Raw genomic sequence first — 22,301 nt, forward strand, 5'->3', positions numbered from 1 at the left:
GCGTCATGAAGGTTGCGTTCGCGGGTACGCCCGAGTTTGCCCGCGTCGCGCTGGAAGCCATTGCCGCGGCCGGCCACGAGATCGTTCTCACGCTGACCCAGCCCGACCGTCCGGCGGGCCGCGGAATGAAGCTGCAGGCTTCGCCGGTGAAGCAGTTCGCGGTATCGCATGGTTGGCCGGTGATCCAGCCGCGAAGCCTGCGACTGGACGGCAAGTATCCCGACGATGCCGAAGCCGCACGGGCCGCGATCGCGGAATCGACGGCCGAGGTCATGGTGGTGGCCGCCTACGGTTTGATCCTTCCGCAGTGGGTGCTCGATGCTCCGCGGCTCGGCTGCCTCAACATCCATGCGAGCCTGCTGCCGAGATGGCGCGGCGCCGCGCCGATTCATCGCGCGATCGAAGCCGGTGACGCCGAGACCGGTATCACCATCATGCAGATGGACGCCGGCCTCGACACCGGCGACATGCTGCTGCGCGAGGCCGTTCCGGTCGGCGACGACAACACCGCCCGTCTGCATGACCGGCTCGCCGCACTCGGCGGCCGCATGATCGTCGATGCGCTGAGGCAGGCGGAGTCCGGCGCGCTCAGCGCGATTCCACAACCCGCAGAAGGCGTGACCTACGCGCACAAGGTCGAGAAGGCCGAGGCGCAGGTGGATTGGACGCAGAGCGCCGAGGCGATCGTGCGCCGCATCCGCGCGTTCGACCCGTTTCCCGGAGCGAGCAGCACGCTCGACGGCGAAACCATCAAGCTCTGGGTTGCACAGACCCGCGACGAAGCGCCTTCGGAGGCGGCAGGCACGGTACTCGCCGCGGGGCCGGAGGGCATCGCCGTTGCGGCCGATGGCTCGACCGTCGTCGTTTCCGAACTCCAGCGCGCGGGCGGCAAGCGCCTGCCGGTGGCCGATTTCCTGCGAGGCTTCGACGTGAAGCCCGGACAGGTCTTCGGCTGATGTTTCTCTCGTCGTCCGTCCGCAGCCAACCCGAGTTTCGCGAAGGCATTCGCGACATGTCGCCGATCGCCCTCGGCATTGGCGCCTGGGGGCTCATGACCGGCGTGGCGATGCTCAAGTCCGGCATGAGCGTTGTCGAGGCGCTCGCGATGACTTTGCTGGTCTACGCGGGCAGCTCCCAACTCGCATCCATCCCGCTGCTGATTGCCGGTGCGCCTGCATGGGTGATCCTGGCGACCGGCTTCTGCGTCAACCTGCGCTTCGTGGTCTTCAGCTTGCACCTGCGGCCGTATCTCATGCACATGCCGCGCTGGCGCCGCATGACGCACGGCTATCTCACGGCCGACATGAGCTACGCGATGTTCACGCGCAAGTACACCCGTCCGCCCGAGACCGACGCCGAGAAGCGCGCGCAGGAGGCCTACCTCACCGGCAACTACTGTGTGACCTGGTGCGCATGGATGGGCCTGAGCATGCTCGGCATCGTGCTCGCGAACATGATTCCGCAGAGCTGGGGCCTGGGCTTTGCGGGCGTGCTGAGCCTGGTCGCGATCGTCTGCTCGATGGCGACGACGCGCCTGCGCGTGCTGGCGGTCGTCATTGCCGGGGCAACCGCTGTCGCAGCCTATGCACTGCCGCTCAAGCTCAACATCGTCGCGGGCATCGGTGTCGCGGTGCTGCTGTGCTTCTGGCTCGAAAAGCAGTTCGGGCTCGATCCCGATGCGGAGGACGACAAATGAGCCTCGCCGGCGGACAAACTGATTTCTGGACGCTGGCGGTCATCGTCGGCCTTGCGGGTGTCACCGTGCTGACGCGCTGCTTCTTCTTCATCCTCGATCGGCCCTGGGGCCTGCCGGACTGGGCGCATCGCGCTCTGCACTACGCCCCGGCGGCCGCATTGGCCGCGGTGGTGATTCCCGAAGTCGTCATGACGCAGGGCCACCTCACGACGACCCTGCAGGATGCGCGCCTCTACGGTGCAGTCGCGGGTGTCATCTACTACTTCTGGCGCGGCGGCGTGCTCGGGACGATGCTCGCGGGCATGGCGGTCTACCTGCCGCTGCACCTGGGTCTCGGCTGGTAGGCCTGCCGCCTCACTCGGCGCGTGGTGACCGGATTTCCGTTCCGGCGAAATCCTCGACCCACTTCACCAGTTCGCTGACGCTCGCGCCTTCGCCGCGCGCCTGATTCGCTGCCTGCCACAACTGCTGGCCCACGCCGCTGATGGGCGCGGGAACGCCCATCTCCCGTGCCAGATCCAGCGCGATGCCCATGTCCTTGAGCATGAGCTTCAGCTTGAACGGGTCGTCGAAGCTGCGACTCAGCACGCGCTGGTGGATGTGCGTCCGCGTGATCCACGATCCACCGGTGGATTCGTTGAGCACGTCCGTCATCACGGCCGGATCGAGCCCCGCGCGCGTGCCGATCGCGAGGCCCTCGGCGGTCGCTGTCAGCGTGATCGCGGTGATCAGGTTGTTGAGGCACTTCATCGTGTGGCCTGCGCCGAGCTCACCCAGATGGAAGGTTGCGCGTCCCATGATGTCCAGCAGCGGTCGGATCCGCTCGACGTTGCCGGCCGCACCGCCGACCATGAACACCAGCTCGGCGGCCTGCGCGCCCCACTCCGCACCGGAGACCGGCGCGTCGACCATGGCGATGCCTATCGCGCCAAGGCGCTGCGCGGTCTCGCGCGTGATCCACGGCTCGGCCGAGGAGGTGTCGAGCAGCAACGCACCTTGTGTCCACCCGGACGCGAGGCCGTCGTCGCCCAACGTCACCTCGCGAACCACGCGGCCGTTGGGCAACATGGTGATCACGATGTCGCTGTGCTGCGCCACCTCGCGCGGCGTCGCGCAGGCACGCGCTCCGCTGAGGGTTTCGGCCAGCCTTGCGGCCAGGCCCGGCGCGGTGTCGCAGAGTGACAGCGCATAGCCTGCCTTGGCCAGATGGGAGGCCATCGGCGCGCCCATCACGCCCAGCCCAATGAAGCCGATATGCGGCTTCGCGGTTGAAGTCTCAGTCATCAATCTTTTCCTGTTCGATTTCAGATGCCCAAGTAGGCATTGCGCACGGCCGGATCGGCCAGCAGGGATGCACCGGTGCCGGTATGCACGATGCGCCCAGTCTCCAGCACATAACCCCGGTCGGCGATGGAGAGCGCGGCGGCCGCGTTCTGCTCCACCACCAGGATCGTCACGCCCTGCTCGCGCAGCTTGGCGAGCACTTCGAAGATCTGGTCGATCAGCAGCGGTGCGAGCCCGAGCGAAGGTTCGTCAAGCAGCAGCAGCCGGGGCTTGCCCATCAGCGCACGGCCGATGGCGAGCATCTGCTGCTGGCCGCCTGAGAGATCTGATGCGGTGCGCCGCCGCATCTGGCCGAGCACGGGGAACATCGCATAGACATGGTCGACGTCGGCTGCGATGCCGTCGTCGCGACGCCGGTAGGCGCCGAGCCGCAGGTTGTCCTCGACGGACAGCGGCTTGAACACCTGACGCCCCTCAGGCGAATGCGCAATGCCGAGCGCGATGCGCAGGTGCGCCTTCACCTTGTCGAGCGGCTCACCCTGGAAACGGATGCTGCCGCTCGCAGGCGCATGCAGACCCGACAGCGTGTGCAGTAGCGTCGTCTTGCCGGCGCCGTTGGCGCCAAGCAGCGCCACGATCTCGCCCTTCTTCACTTCAAGGTTGACGTCTTTCAGTACCGAGACGCGTCCATAGAAAGTGCAGAGCCCATCAACCCGCAGCATGTTCGACCTCCTTTGCATGGCTGCCCAGGTAGGCGGTGATCACTTCCGGGTTGTTGCGCACTTCATCGGGCGTTCCGCGCGCGAGGATGCGGCCCTGGTTCAGCACCAGCACCTGGTGCGAGAGACGCATCACCATCTTCATGTCGTGCTCGATCAGCACGATCGCCACGTCACTGCCCGCGATGCTTCGCACGATGTGCTCGATCTCCTCGGTCTCCACTGCATTGCAGCCCGCGGCGGGCTCGTCGAGCAGCAGCAGCGTCGGTTCGCTCGCGAGGGCGCGGGCGATCTCCAGCCGTTTGAGCGAGCCGTATGACAGGTTGCCGGCCACCGTGTCCGCGTGATGCGCGAGGCCGATGCGTTCGAGTGCCGCGTACGCACGATCGCGTGTCTCGGCGTTCTGCCGACGCACTGAGGGCAGTCGCAGCAGGTCGGCGATCAGGCTGGTCTGTTCCCAGCGGGTGCGCCCGATCATCACGTTCTCCAATGCCGTCTGGCGGAAGAACACCTGCAGGTTCTGGAAGGTGCGCGACATGCCGATGCGTGCGAGCTGGAAGGGCGGCAGGCCGCTCACATCCTTCCCTTGCAGGCGCACACTGCCGCTGCGTGGCGTGTAGAGCCCGGACACCATGTTGAACAGCGTGGTCTTGCCCGCACCGTTGGGTCCGATGATCGAGAGGATCTCGCCCTTCGGCGCGTTGAACGACACGCCGTCGACCGCCACCACGCCGCCGAAGGCGATCGACAGGTGCTGGACTTCGAGGATGTTGCTCATCGCTTCCTCCTAGTCGCAAGCGCTTCCAGCGCCGGCACGATGCCTTGCCGCAGGAAGATCATGGACAGCATGATGATCAGGCCCACCGCCATGTCCTGGTAGTCGTGGAAGGTCGCCAGCAGTTGCGGCAGCAGCGTCAGCAGCGCGGCGCCCACCAGCGCGCCGAAGGGCGACGCGACGCCGCCGATCACCACCATCGCCACGAATTCCACCGAGGTCATGAAGTTGGCCACGTCGGGCGTGATGAAGCCGTTCATCAGCGCGAGTGCGCAACCGGCGACCGCCGCATAGATCGCGGCGATGACGAAGGCCTGCAGCTTGCGTCGCGCGACGTCCACGCCCATGCTCGCGGCGGCCACTTCGCTGTCGAGGATGGCGCGTAGCGCGCGTCCCGTCGGGCTGTCGCGCAGCGCGATGGCGAGCGCCATGCCGGCGAGCAGCAAGGCGCCGCTGATCCAGTACCACGCAGCAGGCGAGGTGAGCGACGAATCCCCGATGGCGAGGCGCGGCACGTCGACGCCATCCGGGCCGCCGGTCAGCGTGACTTCGCTGGTGATGACGAGGCCGATCAGCAGCGAGAAGCCCAGCGTCGCGATCGCAAGGTAGTGCCCCTTGAGGCGGAGGATCGGCTTGCCGACGCCCCACGCGATCAGCGCGCTCGCGAGCACGCCCGCCAGCACCGCCAGCGGCGTCGGTACCCCGAACTTCAGCGGCAGCACTGCGGTCGCGTACGCGCCGATGCCGAAGAAGCCCGCGTGGCCCAGGCTGATCTGCCCGGCCAGCCCCATGAGCACGTGCAGGCCCACCGCGCCCAGGCCCATGATCCAGACCAGCGCGACGATACGCAGCACGTAGTTCGAACTCGCGACCAGCGGCAACAGCACGATCACGGCGGCGAGCAGCGCTAGCGCGCCGAAGGACGAGCGCAGCAGGCTGCGCCGTACAACGGGCACGGGCGAGCCCTCGTTAGGTAGTTGAACGGCGCTCATACGCGATCCACCAGCTTGCTGCCCATCAGCCCGTTGGGCATGACCAGCAGGACAAGGATGAGCGCGACGAACGCCACGCCGTCCTTGTAGACGGAGGTCGCGTAGCCGGCCGCGAGTGCTTCCAGCAACCCGAGCGCGAGCCCGCCGATCACCGCGCCGACCGGATTGCCCAGCCCGCCGAAGATCGCCGCCGAGAAGCCTTTGAGCGCCAGCAGCGCACCGATGTCATAGCGCGTGAGCGTGATCGGCGCGACGAGGATGCCCGCGATCGCGCCCAGCGCCGCCGACAGCCCGAAGGCCAGCAGCAGCACGAAGGAGATGTTCACGCCCACGAGCTGCGCCGCGAGCCGGTTGGCCGCGCTCGCGCGCAGGGCCTTGCCGGTCACGGTCTTGTCGAGGAAGAGCCACAGGCCGGTGAACATCACGATCGCGCTTGCGAGCACCCAGAGGCTCTGCGGCAGCACCGTCGCGCCGAGCACCGCGATCGGCGTGCTGCCGGAGATGCCCGGCAGGCCGTGAAACTGCTTGTCGAACACGAGCCCGGCCACGCCGCGAATGAAGATCGACGCGCCGAGCGTGATGATGATGAGCGTCACGGGTGACGCATCGCGCGCACGCTCGATCGCGAGCTTCTGCAGCAGCACGCCGACCACTACCGACAGCAGCACGGCAAGCACTGCCGCCAGCACGATCGGCAAGCCCAGCATCGCGAGGAACACCGTCGCCATACCGCCGAGCATGACGAACTCGCCCTGCGCGAAGTTCACCACGTCGGACGCGGCGTAGATCAGCGTGAAGCCGATCGCGACCACCGCGTACACCGCGCCGACCGTCAGGCCGGAGAAGAGGAATTGAAGGAGTTCGGACATGGAAGCTCAGTCGACCAGGTTCCAGTCGCCGCTCTTCACTTCGACGAGACGGAACGCATCGACCGTCAGCCCGAGGTGGTCCTTGTCGGTCATGTTGACCAGGCCCGCCGTGCCCACGAAGCCCTTCGTCTGCTCCAGCGCCTCGCGGATCTTCTTCGGGTCGGCGCTGTTCGCCTTCTTGATCGCGTTGACCACCATCATGAGGCCGTCGTAGGCGCCGCCGCCGAAGGTGGACACCGGCTGGCCCGACGCCTTTTCGTACGCGGCGGTGTAGCCCGTGACAACCGGCTTCTGCGGATCGCTGTCCGGCAGCTTTGCCGCCACCAGCAGCGCGGCAGCCGGCAGGCGTACGCCCTCGGCGGCCGGGCCCGACAGCTCGATGTAGCTCTTCGATGCCACGCCCGGGTTCTGGTAGAGAGGGATGTTCTTCATGCCGAGCTGACCGTAGTTGCGAGTCAGCACCGCGGGCCCCTGGCCGGACGCGCCGGTATTGAAGATCGCCTGCACGCCCGGCGTGCCCTTGATCTTGGTGAGCTGTGGCGTCATGTCGGTGTCCTGCGCGCCGTAGGTCTGGTCGATCAGGATATGGATGCCGTAGTTGCCGACCACCTTCAGGCACTGCTCACGCATCGAGGTGCCGAAGCCATCGGTACCCGCGATCAGTGCGATCTTGGTGATCTGTCGCTTCTTCATATCCGCGAACACCTTCTCGCAACCCATGCGGTCGGTGTGCGGGCTCTTGAAGACGTACTTGCGCACCGGCTCGACGATGTTCACGCTGCCGGCCAGCGACATGAAGGGGATCTGCGCGCTTTCGAGCACGGGGATCATCGCCATCGTGGTGCCGGTGGTCGAACCGCCGACCACCACCGCGACCTCGTCGCGTTCCGCGAGGCGCGTGGTGAGCGTGCGGGCCTTGTTGGCATCGCTGGCGTCGTCGTAGGTCACCAGTTCGAGCGGCCGGCCGAGCACGCCGCCTGCGGCATTGATCTGATCGACGTAGAGCTTGAGCGTCTTCGCTTCGGGATCGCCGATGTACGAAGCGGCGCCGGTGATCGACAGCACCGAGCCGATGCGGATGGGCTCGGCGGCTGAAGCGATCGAGACCAGCGACAGAGGCATCGCGAGCGCGACAAGGGTCTTGCGCGCGAGCGCACGGATGTTCTTCATGGGAGTGTCTCCTCCGGGGTGGAAGTGGGGAACGGGTTACTGCGCCGCCTGGCCCTTCCAGGCCAGGAAGGCTTCGGTGTTGTCGCGGTTCGCGCCCAGCGCATCGCGTGCATACGCCCAGCGGTCGCGAACGAGGTCCAGCACCGGCGATGGCTGGTGCACCGCGGCGCCGAGGTCGGCGGCGATCTTCACGTCCTTGGCGAGCAGGCCCACCGCGAAGCCGGTCGCGAACTTGCCGCCGACCACGTGATCCTTCATGACCACGTCGGTGTGGAAGTTGCGGCCGGTCGAGACGTTGAGGATGTCGACCATCGTCGCCGGATCGAGCCCGAAGCGCGAACCGATGAGCAGGGCCTCGGACGTGGCCGCGAATGCGGTGGCGGCGACGTAGTTGTTCAGCGCCTTCATCGCATGCCCGCAGCCGAGTGCACCAGTCGCGAAGAGGCGGTCGCCCATCGCGCGCAGCACCGGCAGCATGCGTTCGAGCGCGATCGCATCGTCGGAGCCGTACATGATGGCCAGCGTGCCGTTGTCGGCGCGTGCCACGCCGCCGGACACCGGCGCATCGATCAATGCGATGCCGCGCTGCGCGAGCGCATGGCCGAGGTCGCGGGTGCCGACGGGTTCGGACGAACTCATGTCGACCACGATCGAGCCTGGTTGCAGCAATGCAGCGAGACCGCCGTTCGCGTCGTCCTTGCCCTGCGTCAGCACCTCGCGCACGATCGCGCCGGTGGGCAGCATGGTGATGACCACGCCGGCATCGGCCAGGTCCGAAAGCTGTGTGGTGCCGCGCCCGCCGCACTCGCGTGCGAAGCGTTCGACGCGCTGGGCGTCGGTGTCGAAAGCGGTGAGTTGGTGGCCGGCCTTCACGAGGTTGGCGGCCATGCCCCAACCCATATTGCCGATGCCGATGAAGCCGATCTTCATGGGGGTGTCGCTCATGCCGGTTCTCCTAGTCCAGGCCCATGTCCTTGAGAACCTCGGCCGCCGACACGAAGCTGTCGACCGCGGCCGGAACGCCCGCGTAGATCATCGTGTGCAGGAAGACCTCCCGGATCTCCTCCTTGCTGACGCCGTTGGCGATCGCGCCGCGCACATGCGCCTTGAGCTGGTTCGGACGGCTCAGCGTGGCGACGATGGCCAGCGTGAGCATGCTGCGCGTCTTGCGGTCCAGTGGTGGGCGCGACCACACCTCGCCGAAGCAGTAGCGGGTGACGATGTCCTGCATCGCCGATGTGAATTCGGTGGCCGACTCGATCTGCTGATCGGAACCGGCCGGCCCGAACATGTCCCGGCGCAGCTGCAGGCCGGCCTGGAAGTCCTGTTCTTTCGACACGTGTGTCTCCTTGATGAAATGGAAAAGGGGGTTCAGCCCGCGACGGGGCCGCAATGCAGCAGCACCACGCCGCCGGTCGCGTAGTTCGCGACGTCGGCGCTGACCTGCTGGCCGATGGGTGAGCTCATCGCGTGGCCCATTGCTTCGGGGCTTTCGAATTCGCCTTCCCAGATGCAGAAGTAGGGCGACGCGGCGCCGACGCCTTCGATGTCGAAGGCATGGCGGCTGGCCTTCAGGCCGGGGAGCTGTGCCGCGAGCGGCAGGTGCTTTTCGACGTAGTAGCGCCGGAACTGCTCAGGCGATTCGGGATGGGGATAGAGGACGAGAAGCTTGTGCATGGGGTCGCTTTCCTGATGCTCCGTGAGGGGTTGATCCACGGAGAGTCATCGTAGGAAGCGACCTGCTTCAAGGCTTGCAGCTGCATGCGCAGATTTGTCTGAGCGTGCAGTTGCGGTGCAGCATCGGACTCAACTGCAAGTTGTCTGTCGGGTGCGCCACTGACTGGGGCTCATGCCATAGCGCTCGCTGAAGGCGCGCGAGAAATGCGCTGCGTCCGAAAAGCCCAGCTCGTAGGCCACTTGCGTGATGGTGCGCTTGCCGTCCGGTGCCGCGAGAAGCTCGCTCGCGAGCGCGAGCCTGCACCGCATGATGTAGGCGTGCGGCGTGAGGTTGAGCGTGTTGAAGGCGGTGTAGAGGCTGCGCCGTGACATGCCGCAGGCCTGCGCCACCGAATCGGCATTGAGCACCGGCGCGGTCAGGTTGCGTTCGATGTAGGCCTTGGCCATCTGCAGCTTGCGATGCGCGGCGCGCTGCTCGCCTTCGCTCGCAAGGTCGACCTGTCGAATGGCCGCGCCCATCAGCGCGAGGATCGAATCCTGCAACACCATCTGGCCTTCGCGTTCGAGCTCGACATTGCTGTCCAGCAGGCTGCGAAGCGCGGCGCGCGCGACTTCCGCAGTGCCCTGTGCAGGCAATGCCTTGGCGGTGATGCGCTCGATGCCGGTGCCCCAGTGCCCCGCCTCTTCGAGCGGCAGCAGCAGCATCAGGAAGTGCGAGTCATCGGAAGTCTCGATCGTGTAGGGGCGCGACGTGTCGTAGATCGCCCATTGGCCGGCATGGATGGTCGCCGAGCCGTCCTTCTGATCGAGCTGGTTGCTGCCGCTGATCTGCCAGAGGACTTTGAAGTAGCGCTGGCGGTCTTGCGATACGAGCCCGCGCGTACGCATCACGCGATGGGCGCTTGCGTGGATGTCCGCGACCACGCTGTCGTGAAAGCGCGCGATCGTCGCGCGGCCCTGGAAGTGCTCCGACGGCTGCGCGTTGTGCGCCACGAGTGGCAGGATCTTCTGCGAGACCGTCTGCCCCCAGTGCCCGAAGACATCGGTGCTGAAGGGCGTGGGCCGCCACGCCTCGGGACTGGGTTGCGTCAGTGGGGTCGCATCCATGCCTTGTCTCCTTCTCGTATGCGAACGCCATGGACCAAGGGCCGCATCGCCCTGGGGTCATGGCAGGCTCAGTCGAGCTGCACACCGGCCGTCTTGATGATCTGGCCCCAGCGCTCGTTCTCTGCGCGCGCGAGCTTGTAGAAGTCCTGCGGCGTACCGGGCAACGCCTCGAAGCCGAATTCAGAGAAGAGCTTGACCACCTTCGGCGCCTGCATGGCCTTGTTGAGTTCGCTGTTCAGACGCGCGACGACGTCCTTGGGCATGCCTGCCGGGCCGATCAGGCCGTGGAAGGCATAGGCGTTGACGTCCTTGTAGCCGAGCTCGACGAAGGTCGGCACGTCGGGCAATGCGGCGGCGCGCTGCGGCAGTGCGATGGCCAGCACACGCACCTTGCCGGACTTGATCACCTGCAGACCCGAGGCGAGGTCCAGCATCATGGCCGGCACCTGGCCGCCCATCACGTCGGTCATCGCCGGTGCTGCGCCCTTGTAGGGCACATGCAGGATGTCGATGCCTGCCTTCTGCTTGAAGAGTTCCATCGCCATGTGGTGCGGCGAGCCGTTGCCCGGCGATGCGTAGCTCACCTTCTGTGGATGCGCCTTCACGTAGCTCACGAACTCCGCGACCGTCTTCGCCGGGAAGTCCGGATGCACCACGAGTGCAACCGGGAAGCGGCCGATGGCGCCGATGTAGGTGAAGTCGGTGGCCGGCTTGTAGGGCAGCTTGGTGAACATGTGCTCGTTGAAGAGCAGCGCTGCGTTCTCGGCCTGCATGATCGTGTAGCCATCAGGCTTGGCCTGCATCATCACCTGCACGCCGATGTTGGTCGACGCGCCGGGTCGGTTGTCGATCACGATCGGTTGGCCGAGCGAAGGCTGCATCGCATCGGCGAGTGCGCGTGCAAGGTTGTCGGTGCCGCCGCCTGCGACGTAGGGAACGATCCAGCGCACCGGCTGGGTGGGGTAGCTGGACTGGGCCGGCGCGTGGCTCGCCAGGGTGAGCGCGAGGCCGGCGGCCAGCAGCTTCAGAAGTCGTCGCATCAGGGTTGTCTCCATTTGAAATTTGTCGATATCAGCCGCGCAGGATTTGCCAGAGTTCCTGGTCGCGTTCGGCGGTCCAGATGACCGGGTGTTCGATGCCGCGCAACTCGTCATAGGCGCGCGACACGTCGAAGGGCAGCACGTGCTGGAAGACCGGCCAGTCGCCGAAGCGCGGCTTCATCGCCTGCTCGGCGCGCTCAAAGCAGCTGCGCAGGCTTTCTCCGGCTGCGATGCCTGCGCGCACGCTGTCGATCAATGTCGAAAGAAACGCCTTGGTGAGTTGGATCGACTCGGCACATGCGGCTTCGCCCTGAAGCACCGCGCCACGGCCTGGCACCAGCACGCGCGGCTTCAGCGCGGCAACCGCATCGAGCGTGCCCGCCCAGTCCTGGATGTAGGCATCGCCGGCGTAGACGCCGCAGCGGTTCTCGACGACGTCGCCCGAGAAGAGCACGCCGCAATCCGGCAGCCATGCGACGGTGTCGCCGCCCGAGTGGCCGCGGCCGAGGCACATCAAGCGCACTTCACGTTTGCCAAGCCACAGGCTCATCTCGCGCTCGAAGCTCATCGTCGGCTCGGTGAGTCCGGGGATTTCCTCCACGCCGGCGAAGAGGCGCGGAAAGCGTCCGACTTCCGAATCGAAATCCGCCTGGCCGCGCTCGTGCACCCAGTCCAGCGTGCCCTTGCTCGCGATGATGGCCTCGACCTCGTTGAAAGCGCTCGCGCCCATCACGCGCACCGCGTGGTAGTGGGTGAGCACGATGAACTTGATCGGCTTGTCGGTGACCTTGCGGATGTCCGCGAGGAAGTCGCGCGCCATGCGTGGTGTAGGCCGGGTGTCGATCAGCACCACGTGCTCATCGCCGACGATGAAGCCGCAGTTGGGATCGAAGTCGCTGATGTAGCCGTAGACGTTGGGTGCGAGTTCACGCACCTGCGGCTTCTGCTCGCGGGTGTCCGAGGCAGAAGCGAAGGAAACGGATGTGCTCATGTGGGGTGGCGGTTGTTGTCGGTTGGAGAAGTGGTGCCGCTTTCGCGTGCCGCGGCGATGCAGTCCAGGAGGACCTGCTGATCGCCGCACTGGTTGGCCAGCAGCAGCACGAGTCGCGCGTTGTAGTCGGCGCTCTGGGCTTCGGTCAGCCCTTCGTGCGCGGCGATCCAGGCCGCGTAGAAACCATCGGGGTCGGGAATGTGGGGCTCGGTGATCATGGTTCTTCGGTGTCAGCGTTGCGCGAGTGCAGTGCGAAGCGCGGCAGCGATCGACGCGGGCGTCGGGTCGTTCAGCAAGACGCCGCGATAGGCGTCCGGCCGCACGATGCAAAGGCTGCCGGGCGTTGCACCGCCGAGATGGCGGGCCAGCACTTCGTCGGTCTTCAGCGTGGGCAACCCGCTGTCACCGCCGACGGCGACGAGCTTCAGGGGCAACGATGCATCGAGGTCCTTCGCGGCATTGGCCTGCGCGCGTGTTGGCGCGAACCACAGGGCGAGGCATTGCGTGCCGTCTGCGAGCAGTTCCGCGATCGTGGTCGGCGTTCCGTCCTGCCATTGAAGCGGGAGGTTTTGAACGGTCTTCGCGCCAGCCGGCAGATGGGGCGCCGCAGGGTATTCATTCGCAACCGACATGCGACCGGTGTTGACGAGCGCCCGGGCGAAGGGATAGCGCTGCGCAAGTGCGACCACCGCGCGACGCATCGTGTGTTCGGCCGGCGATTGCGGCGCGAGGAAGCGCGCGGAACGGCTGGTGACGCGCAGGTTCTCCACGGCGGCAGGGCGGCGTTCCGCGTCGTAGGTGTCGAGCAGCGTGTCGTCCGCGAGCCCTTGCGTGACGAGCGCGAGCTTCCATCCGAGATTCGCTGCGTCCTGGATGCCGCTGTTGCCGCCGCGTGCTCCGAAAGGGCTCACGACGTGCGCCGAATCGCCGATGAACAGGATCCGGCCATGGCGGAAGTTGTCCAGCAGGTGATCGCGGTAGCCGTAGGGGCCGATCCAGACGAACTCGAACTCCACATCGGGACCGAGTTGTTCACGCAGGCGCGCGCCGGCCACCTCGGGCTTGCTGATGTAGGCGGTGTCGCAGTCCTCGGGCATCTGGTAGTCGATGCGCCAGACGCCATCGCCCATCAGGTGCTGCCACACCGCGCGGCCTTCGTTGAAGGGCGCGTCGACCCAGGTCCAGCGCTCGACCGGCAGCGGCTTCTTGAAGCGCACGTCGGTAATGCACCAGCGGTCGGTGCTGCGCGACGGATGCGCTTCGATGTCGAGCTGCGTGCGGATGGGGCTGTTAGCGCCCGTCGCATCGATGAGGTGGTCGGCTTCGATCGTGTAGCTGCCGGCGGGCGTTTCCACGTCGATGCGGACGCCGTCGCCCTGTGGCGTCACCTGCGTCACGCGGTTCTTCCAACGTAGATCGGTCACGCCCAGCTCGTTGATGCGGTCGACAAGGAACCACTCGATGTAGAACTGCTGCAGGTTGATGAACGGCGGCTGCACCGAGACGCTGTCGGTCTTCAGGTTGAAGTTGTAGACCTCGGTGTCATCCGAGAAGGTGCGGCCGAAGGACCATGTGATGCCCTTGTCGGCGATGCGCTCGTAGATGCCGAGCCGCGCGAAGATCTCCAGGCTCTTCTGGGCGTAGCAGATGCCGCGCGACGATGCGCCGCGCACGCCGACCGTGTCGTCCTCGTCGAGGAGCACTGCGCGCACGCCGCGGCTCGCGAGATCGCAGGCGAGCGTGAGGCCGGCGGGACCGGCGCCGACGATCACGATCGGGTGGCGCACGACGGTGGTGCTTGCGAGTTCAGGTGGCGGCACGAACGGCCAGCTCGGCAGTTCGTAGGGGGGAGCGAAGGTGAAGGTTTCCATCGGGGTCTTCGATGTGCTCACAGGGCATGCGCCCATTCGGCGATGGCGTCCGCTGCGCGCGGCACGAGTTCCGGCTGCCCCGCGAGGTAGTGGTTGCCGCCGACGATGTCGACATTACGGATCCGGTCGCCGCCCGCCGCCATCCACGCATCGCGCGTGCTCGGAAAGGTCGACTGGTCGGCGGTGTAGGTCAGGAGCAGCTTGGGCACGGTGGTGCGCGCAAGGTTGGTCGGGCCGTCGGCCTGCGAGCGCGAGGACCACTGCGACAGGAAGGCCGTCAGCGAGGTGGTGCGGCCCATGGCGTTGCAGGAGTAGTTCACCTGTCGGGCATCGCCCCACACGCTGCCCGGGGCGCGATCGTTCGCATCGAGCGAGAGGTCCACGCAGCGCGGATCGGCATGCGTGCGATAGACGATGAAAGCTTGATCGCGCGGTGCGCCTGGCGTGCTGCGAAGCTGGCGGAGGCGCTCCAGTGCCCAGTTCTCGATGCGATCGAGCCGCGCCTTCTGCGCGGCGCTGAAGCGCGCGAGAAAGTCGGCGTCGTAAGGAACGCGATGGCGCGGGTCGTACATGTCGAGTTCGGGGTCGACCGACAGCGGATCGTGTTCGTCGGTGACTGAAGGATCGATCCAGTCGCGCATCAGCCGCGTGCGGCCCAGGTGCGCGGCGCACAGCGCGATGCCATCGACCGGCGGCAGATCGTCCGGATGCAGGTGCGTCGGATCGCCGTCCGCGAAGTGATGGGCCGTGAGCTTCTCGGCCTGTGCCTGATAGAAGCTCGCGAGCGCCGCGCCGCCGGAGTTGCCGATGAGCACGACCTTTTCGTAGCCCATCTCGCGAAGGTGCTTCACGCCCGCGCCGAGGTCCTGGATGGCACGCTCCATCAGCAAAACCGTGTCGTTGCCCATGTAGCGCGAGTTCAGGCCCATGCAGCAGATGCCGCGCTCGGCCAGTGGGCCGATCAGGTAGTGGCCCATGAAATTGCTCGTGGGGTGCATCACGATCGCCGCGAGCTTCTTGGGACCGGCCGGGGCTCGGTATGCGCCGTAGATGCGCGGCCGCAGCATCTGCAGGCCCGACTGGCTTTCGAGTGTGGCGCCGGGTTTGACGTCGATGACGGCGAGTTGCAATTCAGCCATGCGCCGCCTTTCGCAGCCCGGCCTTGCGTTCGGTCCAGGCATCGAGCTCGGCGCGGGCTTTGAGGGCGTGCGCGTCCATCTCGGACTTGGGCACCGTGGGCGTGGTGAGTTCGAGTCGGATGCCGTTCGGATCGAAGAAGTAGATCGATTCGATGATGTGGTGGTCGGTCGGGCCGAGCACCTCGACACCGGCGGCTTCGAGGCGCGACTTGGCGGCCATCAGTTCCTCTGTCGAATCAACGCGCAGCGCGATGTGGTTGACCCACGATGGCGTGTTGGGCGAAGGCAGCGCGGCCACGTCGTCGCCCAGGTCGAAGAAGGCGATGTATGAGCCGTCGCGCATCTGGAAAAAGATGTGCACGTACGGGCAGTACTCGCCGGTGCTCGGCACATGGTCTCTCTTGATGACGTGCGTGAGCGGCAGGCCGAGCAGGTCTTCGTAGAAGCGGCGTGTTTCCTCGCTGTCGCGGCAGCGCCATGCGAAGTGGTGAAGGCCCTGCACAGGCACGGGCGGCGCGGCGATTGCAGTCTCGTCGGGCATGTTTGTCTCCATCGGGGGCTCGATGGGGTGGATTGGGCCGCGGTTCTTCTTATGATTCAATCGAAATAAATTCATCGATTGATGAAAGAACGCCATGAATCTGACTCTGCGCCAATTGCGCGCTTTCGCTGCGGTTGCAGAAACCGGCAGCTTCACTGCGGCGGCTGGGAGCCTTCATCTCACGCAGTCGGCGCTCAGCGTGCTGGTGCGCGAGCTGGAGCGCGAGATGGGCGTGCAGCTCTTCGACCGTCATACGCGTCGCGTGCAGCTGTCGGAGGCAGGGCGCGAGTTCCAGCCTTCGGTGCAGCGTCTGCTCACGGACCTCGCGGCCGCAGTGGCGGATGTGACCGACCTGCGCGACAAGAAGAAGGGCGTGCTTCGCCTCGCTGCACCGCAGCTCATGGCCTGCACGCTGATGCCGCGCGTGATTGCGGCGTACCGCGAGCGGCATCCGGACATCGATGTGCGGCTCGCGGACACGCTGCCGGAGCATCTATTGAGCGGTGTGCTGTCCGGCGAGGTCGAGTTGGCAGTGGGGCAGGATGTCCAAGTCGATGCGGCGATCGAGCGGCGGACGCTCTTTCGCGACCGCCATTGGCTGATCTGCCCGCCGGACCATCCGTTCGCGCGCCGCCGCAAGGTGCGCTGGCACGAGCTGGAGCCCTACACCTTCATTGCCCCGACACGCGACTTCCGCCAACGCGTGCTGCCGGAACTCGAACCTGCCGCGCGCGATTTCATGCTGCGATCGACGACGCAGGAGGTTTCATACATGACCACTGCGCTGGGCATGGTTGCTTCTGGGCTGGGGCTCACGGTCTGCCCGACCTATTCGGCTTCGCTCGTGCGGGCGCACGGCCTGCAGATGGTGCGGCTGGAGCAGCCGGACTTCCATCGCGAAGTCTGCGTCTACGGTGCGTCGAAGCGGTCGCTTTCCCCTGCGGCGGCGAGCTTCGTCGAACTGCTGGAGGGCTTCGTCCACACGCCTGGGCTGGCGGGCTGAAACCTACAATGTCCGCTGCCGCCCGCCGGGGCGTCCTCACTCGCATTCACTCCGCCGACATCCCATGAAGATTCTTCGATTCACCGACCTCTGTGCGCAAGGCAAAGTCACCGGCCAGCGCGTGTTCATCCGAGCCGACCTCAACGTGCCGCAGGACGATGCGGGCAACATCACCGAAGACACGCGCATCCGCGCCTCGGTGCCTTGCATTCGCCTCGCGCTGGAGTCGGGCGCTGCGGTCATGGTGACTTCGCATCTCGGCCGCCCCACCGAAGGTCAGTTCAAGCCCGAAGATTCGCTGGCGCCGGTCGCCAAGCGGCTCGGCGAGCTTCTCGGCCGCGAAGTGCCGCTGGTTGCCAACTGGGTCGATGGCGTGCAGGTGCAAACGGGGCAGGTCGTGCTGCTCGAGAACTGCCGCCTGAACAAGGGCGAGAAAAAGAACGACGAGGCGCTTTCGCGCAAGCTCGCTGCGCTGACCGATATCTACGTGAATGACGCCTTCGGCACCGCGCACCGCGCGGAAGCCACCACCTACGGCATCGCGCAGTTCGCGAAGATCGCCTGCGCTGGCCCTCTGCTGGCGGCCGAGATCGACGCGATCACCAAGGCGCTGGCCCAGCCGAAGCGTCCGCTGGTGGCGATCGTCGCGGGCTCGAAGGTCAGCACCAAGCTCACCATCCTGAAGAGCCTTGCGGACAAGGTCGACCAGCTCATCGTCGGTGGCGGCATCGCCAATACCTTCATGCTGGCTTCGGGTCTCAAGATCGGCAAATCGCTGGCCGAACCCGATCTGCTCGACGAAGCGAAGGCCGTGATCGAAGCCATGCGCGCGCGCGGCGCGGGCGTGCCGATTCCGGTGGATGTCGTCACCGCGAAGACCTTTGCGGCCGATGCCGCTGCGACGATCAAGGCCGCGAATGAAGTGGCCGATGACGATCTGATCCTCGACATTGGCCCCAAGACCGCCGAACTGCTGGCAGCGCAGTTGCGCGAAGCGGGCACCATCGTGTGGAACGGCCCGGTCGGCGTGTTCGAGTTCGACGCCTTCGCGAACGGCACGAAGGTGATCGCGCAGGCCATCGCCGAGAGCAAGGCGTTCTCGATCGCCGGCGGTGGCGATACGCTGGCTGCGATCGCCAAGTACGGCATCGAGGACAAGGTCGGTTACATCTCGACGGGCGGCGGTGCGTTCCTGGAAGTGCTGGAAGGCAAGAAGCTCCCAGCCTTCGAGATCCTGGAAAAGCGAGCTGCTTGAGGCTCTGGCGGCCGGCGGAAAAAGTGTATACAGTTCAGAATACATAAACCGGAGACCTGAATGAGCACGCCCCGCCTTCCCCGCCACGCCACCAAGATCGTCGCGACGCTTGGGCCGGCTTCCAACACGCTCGACCTGCTGGAGCAGATGATCCTGCACAAGGTCAGCGTCGTGCGGCTGAACTTCAGCCACGGCACCGCGCAGGACCACATCGATCGCGCGTCGATGGTGCGCGAGGCGGCGCGCCGCACCGGGCGCGAGGTCGCGATCATGGCCGACCTGCAGGGACCGAAGATCCGGGTCGGCAAGTTCGCCGAAGGCAAGGTTTGGCTGGAGCCGGGCGAGAAGTTCGTTCTCGATGCCTCGCGCACCGAGCCCGGTGACGTCAACGAGGTCGGCCTCGACTACAAGGATCTGCCGCGCGACGTGAAAGCAGGCGACACGCTCTTGCTGAACGACGGCCTCATCGTGCTCGACGTCACGGCCGTCAAGGGCGATGCGGTGCACACCAGGGTGCGGCTCGGCGGCGAGCTCTCCAACAACAAGGGCATCAACAAGCAGGGCGGCGGCCTGACCGCGCCGGCGTTGACGGCCAAGGACATGGAAGACATCAAGACCGCGATGAGCTTCCAGGCCGACTACGTGGCGGTGAGCTTCCCGAAGAACGCGACCGATATGGAAATGGCGCGGCAGCTCTGCAACGTCGCGGCGGCCGAGTTCGGTCACAAGCCGGGAATGATCGCGAAGATGGAACGCGCCGAAGCCATCCCGAAGCTGGAGGAAATCCTCCGCGCGAGCGACGGCATCATGGTTGCGCGCGGCGACCTCGCAGTCGAAGTCGGCAATGCGGCCGTCCCGGCGCTGCAGAAGAAGATGATCCGCATGGCGCGCGAGATGGACAAGGTCGTGATCACCGCCACGCAGATGATGGAATCGATGATCACCAACCCGGTCCCCACCCGCGCGGAAGTGAGTGACGTGGCGAACGCCGTGCTCGACGGCACCGATGCAGTGATGCTGTCCGCCGAGACCGCTTCCGGCCGCTACCCGCTCGAAACCGTGCAGGAGATGAGCAAGATCTGCGAAGCCGCGGAGGCGGCCGAAGACCCGCACCTCGACGCCGATTTCAGCGGCCAGAGCTACAGCCGCATCGACCAGTCGATCGCGATGGGTGCGCTCTTTACCGCGCACCACCTCGGCGCGAAGGCCATCGTGGCGCTGACCGAATCAGGCTCCACGCCGCTCTGGATGAGCCGCCACCGCGCCCACATCCCCATGTATGCGCTGACTTCGCGCCTTTCGACGCAGCGCAAGATGGCGCTCTACCGCAATGTGCGCCCGCTGCTGATGGATTCCGAAAGCGATCGCGACACCGCGCTGATGCAGGCCGAAGCCCACCTCAAGAAGCGCGGCATCGTGCAGACCGGCGATGTGTACGCCATCACCTGCGGCGAGCCAATGGGCGCGCCTGGCGGTACCAACATGCTGAAGATCTGCCGCGTCGGCTGATCGCCGATCGGATCAGGCCATGGCGACCGAAGCTCCGCTGCTTGCAAGCCAGATCGTCGTCCAGGTCTGTCTCTTCCTTTTCGCGGCCATCGGCATGTTCGGCGGTGCGGTGCAGTTCTTTCTTGGCCAGCCGGACACCACGCCGCGCCTGGACAATGTCCACCGCTTCATGGCCGGCATCTACTTCTCCACCGGCGTCATCTGCATGTGGACGGCGTTGACGATCCGGCAACAGGGGACCCTGGTGTACATCCTGGCGTTCGGTGTGCTGCTGGCCGGCATCGGGCGCATCGTCTCGATCGCGAAGGTCGGTTTGCCCAAGCCGGCGGCGGTGTGGCTGGGCTACCTGATTCCCGAACTGGTGCTCCCGATCGTCATCCTCGTGGCCCACCGGTCGCCTGCCTGAGGCGGGGCGGTGGGGAAAGCCGGCACCTGACTTGGGGCTTCTTCCCACAGGGGGGTCGGTAGAATCGATGTAGTTTTTTCGTTTCCACCCTATTCCCGCGAGGTATTTCCATGGCACTCGTCTCGATGCGCGAACTGCTCGACCACGCCGCCGCCAACGGCTACGGCATTCCGGCTTTCAACGTCAACAACCTCGAACAGGTGCAGGCCGTGATGGAGGCCGCCAAGGAAACGGGCGCTCCCGTCATCCTCCAGGCAAGCGCGGGTGCCCGGAAGTACGCGGGTGAATCCTTCATCAAGCATCTGATCCAGGCTGCCATCGAGGCTTATCCGCAGATCCCGCTGGTGATGCATCAGGACCACGGCCAGAGCCCCGACGTGTGCCGCGGCGCCATCGACCTCGGCTTCAGCTCCGTGATGATGGACGGCTCGCTTGAAGCCGACGGCAAGACCATCGCCAGCTACGACTACAACATCGACGTGACCAAGAAGGTGTCCGACATGGCGCACAAGGTCGGCGTCACCGTCGAAGGCGAACTCGGCTGCCTCGGCTCGCTCGAGACCATGAAGGGCGACAAGGAAGACGGCCACGGCACCGACGCGACCATGACGCGCGACCAGCTGCTGACCGACCCCGAGCAGGCCGCCGACTTCGTCAAGCGCACCCAGATCGACGCACTGGCCATTGCCATCGGCACCAGCCACGGCGCTTACAAGTTCACCCGCAAGCCCACCGGCGACATCCTCGCGATCGACCGCATCAAGGAAATCCACCGCCGTATCCCCAACACCCACCTCGTGATGCACGGCTCGTCGAGCGTGCCGCAGGAACTGCTGGCGATCATCCGCCAGTACGGCGGCAACATGAAGGAAACCTACGGCGTGCCCGTCGAGGAAATCCAGGAAGCCATCAAGCACGGCGTGCGCAAGATCAACATCGACACCGACATCCGCCTCGCGATGACGGGCGCGGTGCGCAAGTTCCTGGCCGAGAACCCCGAGAAGTTCGACGCCCGCGAGTGGCTCAAGCCCGCGCGCGAAGCCGCCAAGCTGATCTGCAAGCAGCGCTACATCGAGTTCGGCTGCGAAGGCCAGGCTGCCAAGATCAAGGGCGACAACCTCCAGGTGGTCGCGGCCAAGTACGCCAAGGGCGAACTGGCTCAGGAAGTCGTCTGATCTTCTTGCCTTGATGCAGAAGCCACCTTCGCGGTGGCTTTTTTCTGCCCTTTTGTCCGCCTGTCGCCGCGCGCACAATCTCCCGATTCCTGCCCCGTACGGCTTTTCAGCTTTTCGCCATGACCACCGTCCACACCTCTTCCATCCAGAGCCTTCCGCTGCTCGCGCGCGGCAAGGTGCGCGACAACTATGCCGTCGGCAACGACCGCATCCTGATGGTCGCGAGCGACCGCCTCTCCGCCTTCGACGTGATCATGGGCGAGCCCATCCCGGGCAAGGGCGAGATCCTCACCAAGATGGCGCTGTGGTGGTTCGACCGGCTCGGCCATCTGTGCCCGAACCACCTCACTGGTGAGGCGCCTGAAAGCGTGGTGAAGCCCGAGGAAGTGCCGCAGGTCAAGGACCGTTCCATGCTGGTCAAGCGCCTCAAGCCGATCCCGGTCGAGGCCGTGGTGCGCGGCTACCTTGCGGGTAGCGGCTGGAAGGAATACCAGGAAAGCCGCTCGGTCTGCGGTGTCCCGCTGCCCGAAGGGCTGACCAATGCCAGCAAGCTGCCCCGGCCGATCTTCACGCCGGCCGCCAAGGCGGCCGCGGGCGAGCATGACGAGAACATCAGCTACGACAAGGTCGTGGAGGTCGTCGGCCCGGCGCTGGCCCAGCAGATCCGCGACACCAGCATCGCGATCTACGAAGCGGCGGCCGAGATCGCCCTCAGCAAGGGCATGATCATTGCCGACACCAAGTTCGAATTCGGCCTGGACGAGGCCGGCACGCTGGTCCTGATGGACGAAGTGCTCACCCCCGACAGCTCGCGGTACTGGCCGGTCGAAGGCTACGAAGAAGCGCTCGCTGCGGGTGCCAATCCGCCGAGCTACGACAAGCAGTTCGTACGCGACTGGCTCGAAGCCGTCCGCATCAACGGGAAGCCCTGGGACAAGACTCCGCCTGCACCGCGTCTGCCGGCAGACGTCGTCGCGAAGACCGCGGCCAAGTATCGCGAGGCGCTCGACCGGCTCACCAATTGAGGGGTTGCGTGGCCGGGGCCGATGTGGCCAAGGTGAATAAGTCACAAAGCGCGCGGC

Annotated in this window: 25 protein-coding genes; 9 read left to right on the top strand and 16 right to left on the bottom strand. The window is 65.9% G+C overall.

Features of this window, described 5'->3' with window-relative positions; genetic code table 11:
* Positions 1-5: 5 nt before the first annotated feature.
* From fmt to FHW64_RS24830, 3 genes are read left to right on the top strand one after another with little or no spacing between them, the layout of a single operon-like run.
* Positions 6-956, top strand: a complete 951-nt coding sequence (gene fmt / locus FHW64_RS24820; protein ID WP_184530886.1) for a methionyl-tRNA formyltransferase — start codon at positions 6-8, stop codon at positions 954-956.
* Positions 956-1,696 (top strand): AzlC family ABC transporter permease, encoded by a 741-nt coding sequence (locus FHW64_RS24825; RefSeq protein WP_184530887.1) that lies wholly within the window; start codon positions 956-958, stop codon positions 1,694-1,696. Before fmt ends, FHW64_RS24825 begins: the two co-directional genes overlap by 1 nt.
* The gene (locus FHW64_RS24830; RefSeq protein ID WP_184530888.1) at positions 1,693-2,040 is read left to right on the top strand and encodes an AzlD domain-containing protein; all 348 of its coding nucleotides are present in this window, start codon (positions 1,693-1,695) and stop codon (positions 2,038-2,040) included. The genes FHW64_RS24825 and FHW64_RS24830 overlap by 4 nt, the downstream gene beginning before the upstream one ends.
* A gap of 10 nt (positions 2,041-2,050) precedes the next feature.
* Here FHW64_RS24830 and FHW64_RS24835 read toward each other — a convergent pair whose 3' ends face one another.
* The 16 genes from FHW64_RS24835 to FHW64_RS24910 all read right to left on the bottom strand — a co-directional run bounded on the left by FHW64_RS24835 (position 2,051) and on the right by FHW64_RS24910 (position 15,871).
* A complete protein-coding gene (locus FHW64_RS24835) occupies positions 2,051-2,980 on the bottom strand; it encodes an NAD(P)-dependent oxidoreductase (RefSeq protein WP_184530889.1) in 930 nt (309 codons plus the stop codon).
* Between the two features lie 20 nt (positions 2,981-3,000).
* Positions 3,001-3,702 carry an ABC transporter ATP-binding protein gene (locus tag FHW64_RS24840; RefSeq protein WP_184530890.1) on the bottom strand — a complete coding sequence of 234 codons (702 nt, stop codon included), beginning with the start codon at positions 3,700-3,702 and terminating at the stop codon, positions 3,001-3,003.
* Complete coding sequence (locus FHW64_RS24845; RefSeq protein ID WP_184530891.1) at positions 3,689-4,477, bottom strand: ABC transporter ATP-binding protein; 789 nt, start codon at positions 4,475-4,477, stop codon at positions 3,689-3,691. The genes FHW64_RS24840 and FHW64_RS24845 overlap by 14 nt, the downstream gene beginning before the upstream one ends.
* Complete coding sequence (locus FHW64_RS24850; protein ID WP_311733356.1) at positions 4,474-5,430, bottom strand: branched-chain amino acid ABC transporter permease; 957 nt, start codon at positions 5,428-5,430, stop codon at positions 4,474-4,476. The genes FHW64_RS24845 and FHW64_RS24850 overlap by 4 nt, the downstream gene beginning before the upstream one ends.
* Positions 5,431-5,462: 32 nt before the next feature.
* Positions 5,463-6,335, bottom strand: a complete 873-nt coding sequence (locus FHW64_RS24855) for a branched-chain amino acid ABC transporter permease (RefSeq protein ID WP_184530893.1) — start codon at positions 6,333-6,335, stop codon at positions 5,463-5,465.
* 6 nt (positions 6,336-6,341) lie between these two features.
* Positions 6,342-7,505: an ABC transporter substrate-binding protein gene (locus FHW64_RS24860; RefSeq protein ID WP_184530894.1), complete on the bottom strand. Its 1,164-nt coding sequence runs from the start codon at positions 7,503-7,505 to the stop codon at positions 6,342-6,344.
* Positions 7,506-7,541: 36 nt separating this feature from the next.
* Positions 7,542-8,450 carry an NAD(P)-dependent oxidoreductase gene (locus FHW64_RS24865; protein ID WP_184530895.1) on the bottom strand — a complete coding sequence of 303 codons (909 nt, stop codon included), beginning with the start codon at positions 8,448-8,450 and terminating at the stop codon, positions 7,542-7,544.
* Positions 8,451-8,460: 10 nt separating this feature from the next.
* Positions 8,461-8,796, bottom strand: coding sequence for a carboxymuconolactone decarboxylase family protein (locus FHW64_RS24870; RefSeq protein ID WP_184531111.1), 336 nt, complete (start codon positions 8,794-8,796; stop codon positions 8,461-8,463).
* Positions 8,797-8,876: 80 nt separating this feature from the next.
* Entirely contained in the window at positions 8,877-9,182 is a 306-nt protein-coding gene (locus tag FHW64_RS24875; RefSeq protein ID WP_184530896.1) for an EthD family reductase, read from the bottom strand.
* A gap of 129 nt (positions 9,183-9,311) precedes the next feature.
* A complete protein-coding gene (locus FHW64_RS24880) occupies positions 9,312-10,289 on the bottom strand; it encodes a helix-turn-helix domain-containing protein (protein WP_184530897.1) in 978 nt (325 codons plus the stop codon).
* Positions 10,290-10,357: 68 nt separating this feature from the next.
* The gene (locus FHW64_RS24885; RefSeq protein ID WP_184530898.1) at positions 10,358-11,329 is read right to left on the bottom strand and encodes a tripartite tricarboxylate transporter substrate binding protein; all 972 of its coding nucleotides are present in this window, start codon (positions 11,327-11,329) and stop codon (positions 10,358-10,360) included.
* Between the two features lie 31 nt (positions 11,330-11,360).
* Positions 11,361-12,320 carry an MBL fold metallo-hydrolase gene (locus FHW64_RS24890; protein ID WP_184530899.1) on the bottom strand — a complete coding sequence of 320 codons (960 nt, stop codon included), beginning with the start codon at positions 12,318-12,320 and terminating at the stop codon, positions 11,361-11,363.
* Positions 12,317-12,538 (bottom strand): DUF2783 domain-containing protein, encoded by a 222-nt coding sequence (locus FHW64_RS24895; protein ID WP_184530900.1) that lies wholly within the window; start codon positions 12,536-12,538, stop codon positions 12,317-12,319. The genes FHW64_RS24890 and FHW64_RS24895 overlap by 4 nt, the downstream gene beginning before the upstream one ends.
* Positions 12,539-12,550: 12 nt before the next feature.
* Positions 12,551-14,191, bottom strand: a complete 1,641-nt coding sequence (locus tag FHW64_RS24900; RefSeq protein WP_184530901.1) for an FAD-dependent monooxygenase — start codon at positions 14,189-14,191, stop codon at positions 12,551-12,553.
* A 17-nt stretch (positions 14,192-14,208) separates the two neighbouring features.
* Complete coding sequence (locus tag FHW64_RS24905) at positions 14,209-15,330, bottom strand: S9 family peptidase (RefSeq protein WP_184530902.1); 1,122 nt, start codon at positions 15,328-15,330, stop codon at positions 14,209-14,211.
* On the bottom strand, positions 15,323-15,871 hold the full coding sequence (locus FHW64_RS24910; protein WP_184530903.1) for a VOC family protein: 549 nt from the start codon (positions 15,869-15,871) through the stop codon (positions 15,323-15,325). Before FHW64_RS24910 ends, FHW64_RS24905 begins: the two co-directional genes overlap by 8 nt.
* 94 nt (positions 15,872-15,965) lie before the next feature.
* Between FHW64_RS24910 and FHW64_RS24915 the strand changes: the two genes are divergently transcribed.
* From FHW64_RS24915 to FHW64_RS24940, 6 genes are all read left to right on the top strand, one after another.
* Positions 15,966-16,874: a LysR family transcriptional regulator gene (locus FHW64_RS24915; RefSeq protein ID WP_184530904.1), complete on the top strand. Its 909-nt coding sequence runs from the start codon at positions 15,966-15,968 to the stop codon at positions 16,872-16,874.
* Positions 16,875-16,938: 64 nt separating this feature from the next.
* Positions 16,939-18,129 (top strand): phosphoglycerate kinase, encoded by a 1,191-nt coding sequence (locus tag FHW64_RS24920; protein ID WP_184530905.1) that lies wholly within the window; start codon positions 16,939-16,941, stop codon positions 18,127-18,129.
* A gap of 60 nt (positions 18,130-18,189) precedes the next feature.
* On the top strand, positions 18,190-19,638 hold the full coding sequence (gene pyk, locus FHW64_RS24925) for a pyruvate kinase (RefSeq protein ID WP_184530906.1): 1,449 nt from the start codon (positions 18,190-18,192) through the stop codon (positions 19,636-19,638).
* Between the two features lie 19 nt (positions 19,639-19,657).
* Positions 19,658-20,044, top strand: a complete 387-nt coding sequence (locus FHW64_RS24930; RefSeq protein WP_184530907.1) for a DUF4345 domain-containing protein — start codon at positions 19,658-19,660, stop codon at positions 20,042-20,044.
* 110 nt (positions 20,045-20,154) lie between these two features.
* Positions 20,155-21,219, top strand: coding sequence for a class II fructose-bisphosphate aldolase (fba, locus tag FHW64_RS24935; protein WP_184530908.1), 1,065 nt, complete (start codon positions 20,155-20,157; stop codon positions 21,217-21,219).
* Between the two features lie 119 nt (positions 21,220-21,338).
* The gene (locus FHW64_RS24940; RefSeq protein WP_184530909.1) at positions 21,339-22,244 is read left to right on the top strand and encodes a phosphoribosylaminoimidazolesuccinocarboxamide synthase; all 906 of its coding nucleotides are present in this window, start codon (positions 21,339-21,341) and stop codon (positions 22,242-22,244) included.
* The last annotated feature ends 57 nt before the right edge of the window (positions 22,245-22,301 follow it).

It is taken from the genome of Variovorax sp. Sphag1AA (assembly GCF_014192575.1).
In the GTDB taxonomy this organism is placed as follows: Bacteria; Pseudomonadota; Gammaproteobacteria; order Burkholderiales; family Burkholderiaceae_C; genus Variovorax.

Excerpts from the sequence above, each read along its gene's own strand:
- FHW64_RS24830 (WP_184530888.1), top strand. The coding sequence starts at position 1,693 with ATGAGCCTCGCCGGCGGACAAACTGATTTCTGGACGCTGGCGGTCATC.
- fmt (WP_184530886.1), top strand. The coding sequence starts at position 6 with ATGAAGGTTGCGTTCGCGGGTACGCCCGAGTTTGCCCGCGTCGCGCTG.
- FHW64_RS24900 (WP_184530901.1), bottom strand. The coding sequence starts at position 14,191 with ATGGAAACCTTCACCTTCGCTCCCCCCTACGAACTGCCGAGCTGGCCG.
- FHW64_RS24905 (WP_184530902.1), bottom strand. The coding sequence starts at position 15,330 with ATGGCTGAATTGCAACTCGCCGTCATCGACGTCAAACCCGGCGCCACA.
- FHW64_RS24865 (WP_184530895.1), bottom strand. The coding sequence starts at position 8,450 with ATGAGCGACACCCCCATGAAGATCGGCTTCATCGGCATCGGCAATATG.
- FHW64_RS24910 (WP_184530903.1), bottom strand. The coding sequence starts at position 15,871 with ATGCCCGACGAGACTGCAATCGCCGCGCCGCCCGTGCCTGTGCAGGGC.
- FHW64_RS24880 (WP_184530897.1), bottom strand. The coding sequence starts at position 10,289 with ATGGATGCGACCCCACTGACGCAACCCAGTCCCGAGGCGTGGCGGCCC.
- FHW64_RS24890 (WP_184530899.1), bottom strand. The coding sequence starts at position 12,320 with ATGAGCACATCCGTTTCCTTCGCTTCTGCCTCGGACACCCGCGAGCAG.
- pyk (WP_184530906.1), top strand. The coding sequence starts at position 18,190 with ATGAGCACGCCCCGCCTTCCCCGCCACGCCACCAAGATCGTCGCGACG.
- FHW64_RS24840 (WP_184530890.1), bottom strand. The coding sequence starts at position 3,702 with ATGCTGCGGGTTGATGGGCTCTGCACTTTCTATGGACGCGTCTCGGTA.
- FHW64_RS24835 (WP_184530889.1), bottom strand. The coding sequence starts at position 2,980 with ATGACTGAGACTTCAACCGCGAAGCCGCATATCGGCTTCATTGGGCTG.
- FHW64_RS24885 (WP_184530898.1), bottom strand. The coding sequence starts at position 11,329 with ATGCGACGACTTCTGAAGCTGCTGGCCGCCGGCCTCGCGCTCACCCTG.
- FHW64_RS24915 (WP_184530904.1), top strand. The coding sequence starts at position 15,966 with ATGAATCTGACTCTGCGCCAATTGCGCGCTTTCGCTGCGGTTGCAGAA.
- FHW64_RS24870 (WP_184531111.1), bottom strand. The coding sequence starts at position 8,796 with ATGTTCGGGCCGGCCGGTTCCGATCAGCAGATCGAGTCGGCCACCGAA.
- FHW64_RS24940 (WP_184530909.1), top strand. The coding sequence starts at position 21,339 with ATGACCACCGTCCACACCTCTTCCATCCAGAGCCTTCCGCTGCTCGCG.
- FHW64_RS24855 (WP_184530893.1), bottom strand. The coding sequence starts at position 6,335 with ATGTCCGAACTCCTTCAATTCCTCTTCTCCGGCCTGACGGTCGGCGCG.
- FHW64_RS24920 (WP_184530905.1), top strand. The coding sequence starts at position 16,939 with ATGAAGATTCTTCGATTCACCGACCTCTGTGCGCAAGGCAAAGTCACC.
- FHW64_RS24825 (WP_184530887.1), top strand. The coding sequence starts at position 956 with ATGTTTCTCTCGTCGTCCGTCCGCAGCCAACCCGAGTTTCGCGAAGGC.
- FHW64_RS24845 (WP_184530891.1), bottom strand. The coding sequence starts at position 4,477 with ATGAGCAACATCCTCGAAGTCCAGCACCTGTCGATCGCCTTCGGCGGC.
- FHW64_RS24860 (WP_184530894.1), bottom strand. The coding sequence starts at position 7,505 with ATGAAGAACATCCGTGCGCTCGCGCGCAAGACCCTTGTCGCGCTCGCG.
- FHW64_RS24875 (WP_184530896.1), bottom strand. The coding sequence starts at position 9,182 with ATGCACAAGCTTCTCGTCCTCTATCCCCATCCCGAATCGCCTGAGCAG.
- fba (WP_184530908.1), top strand. The coding sequence starts at position 20,155 with ATGGCACTCGTCTCGATGCGCGAACTGCTCGACCACGCCGCCGCCAAC.
- FHW64_RS24930 (WP_184530907.1), top strand. The coding sequence starts at position 19,658 with ATGGCGACCGAAGCTCCGCTGCTTGCAAGCCAGATCGTCGTCCAGGTC.
- FHW64_RS24895 (WP_184530900.1), bottom strand. The coding sequence starts at position 12,538 with ATGATCACCGAGCCCCACATTCCCGACCCCGATGGTTTCTACGCGGCC.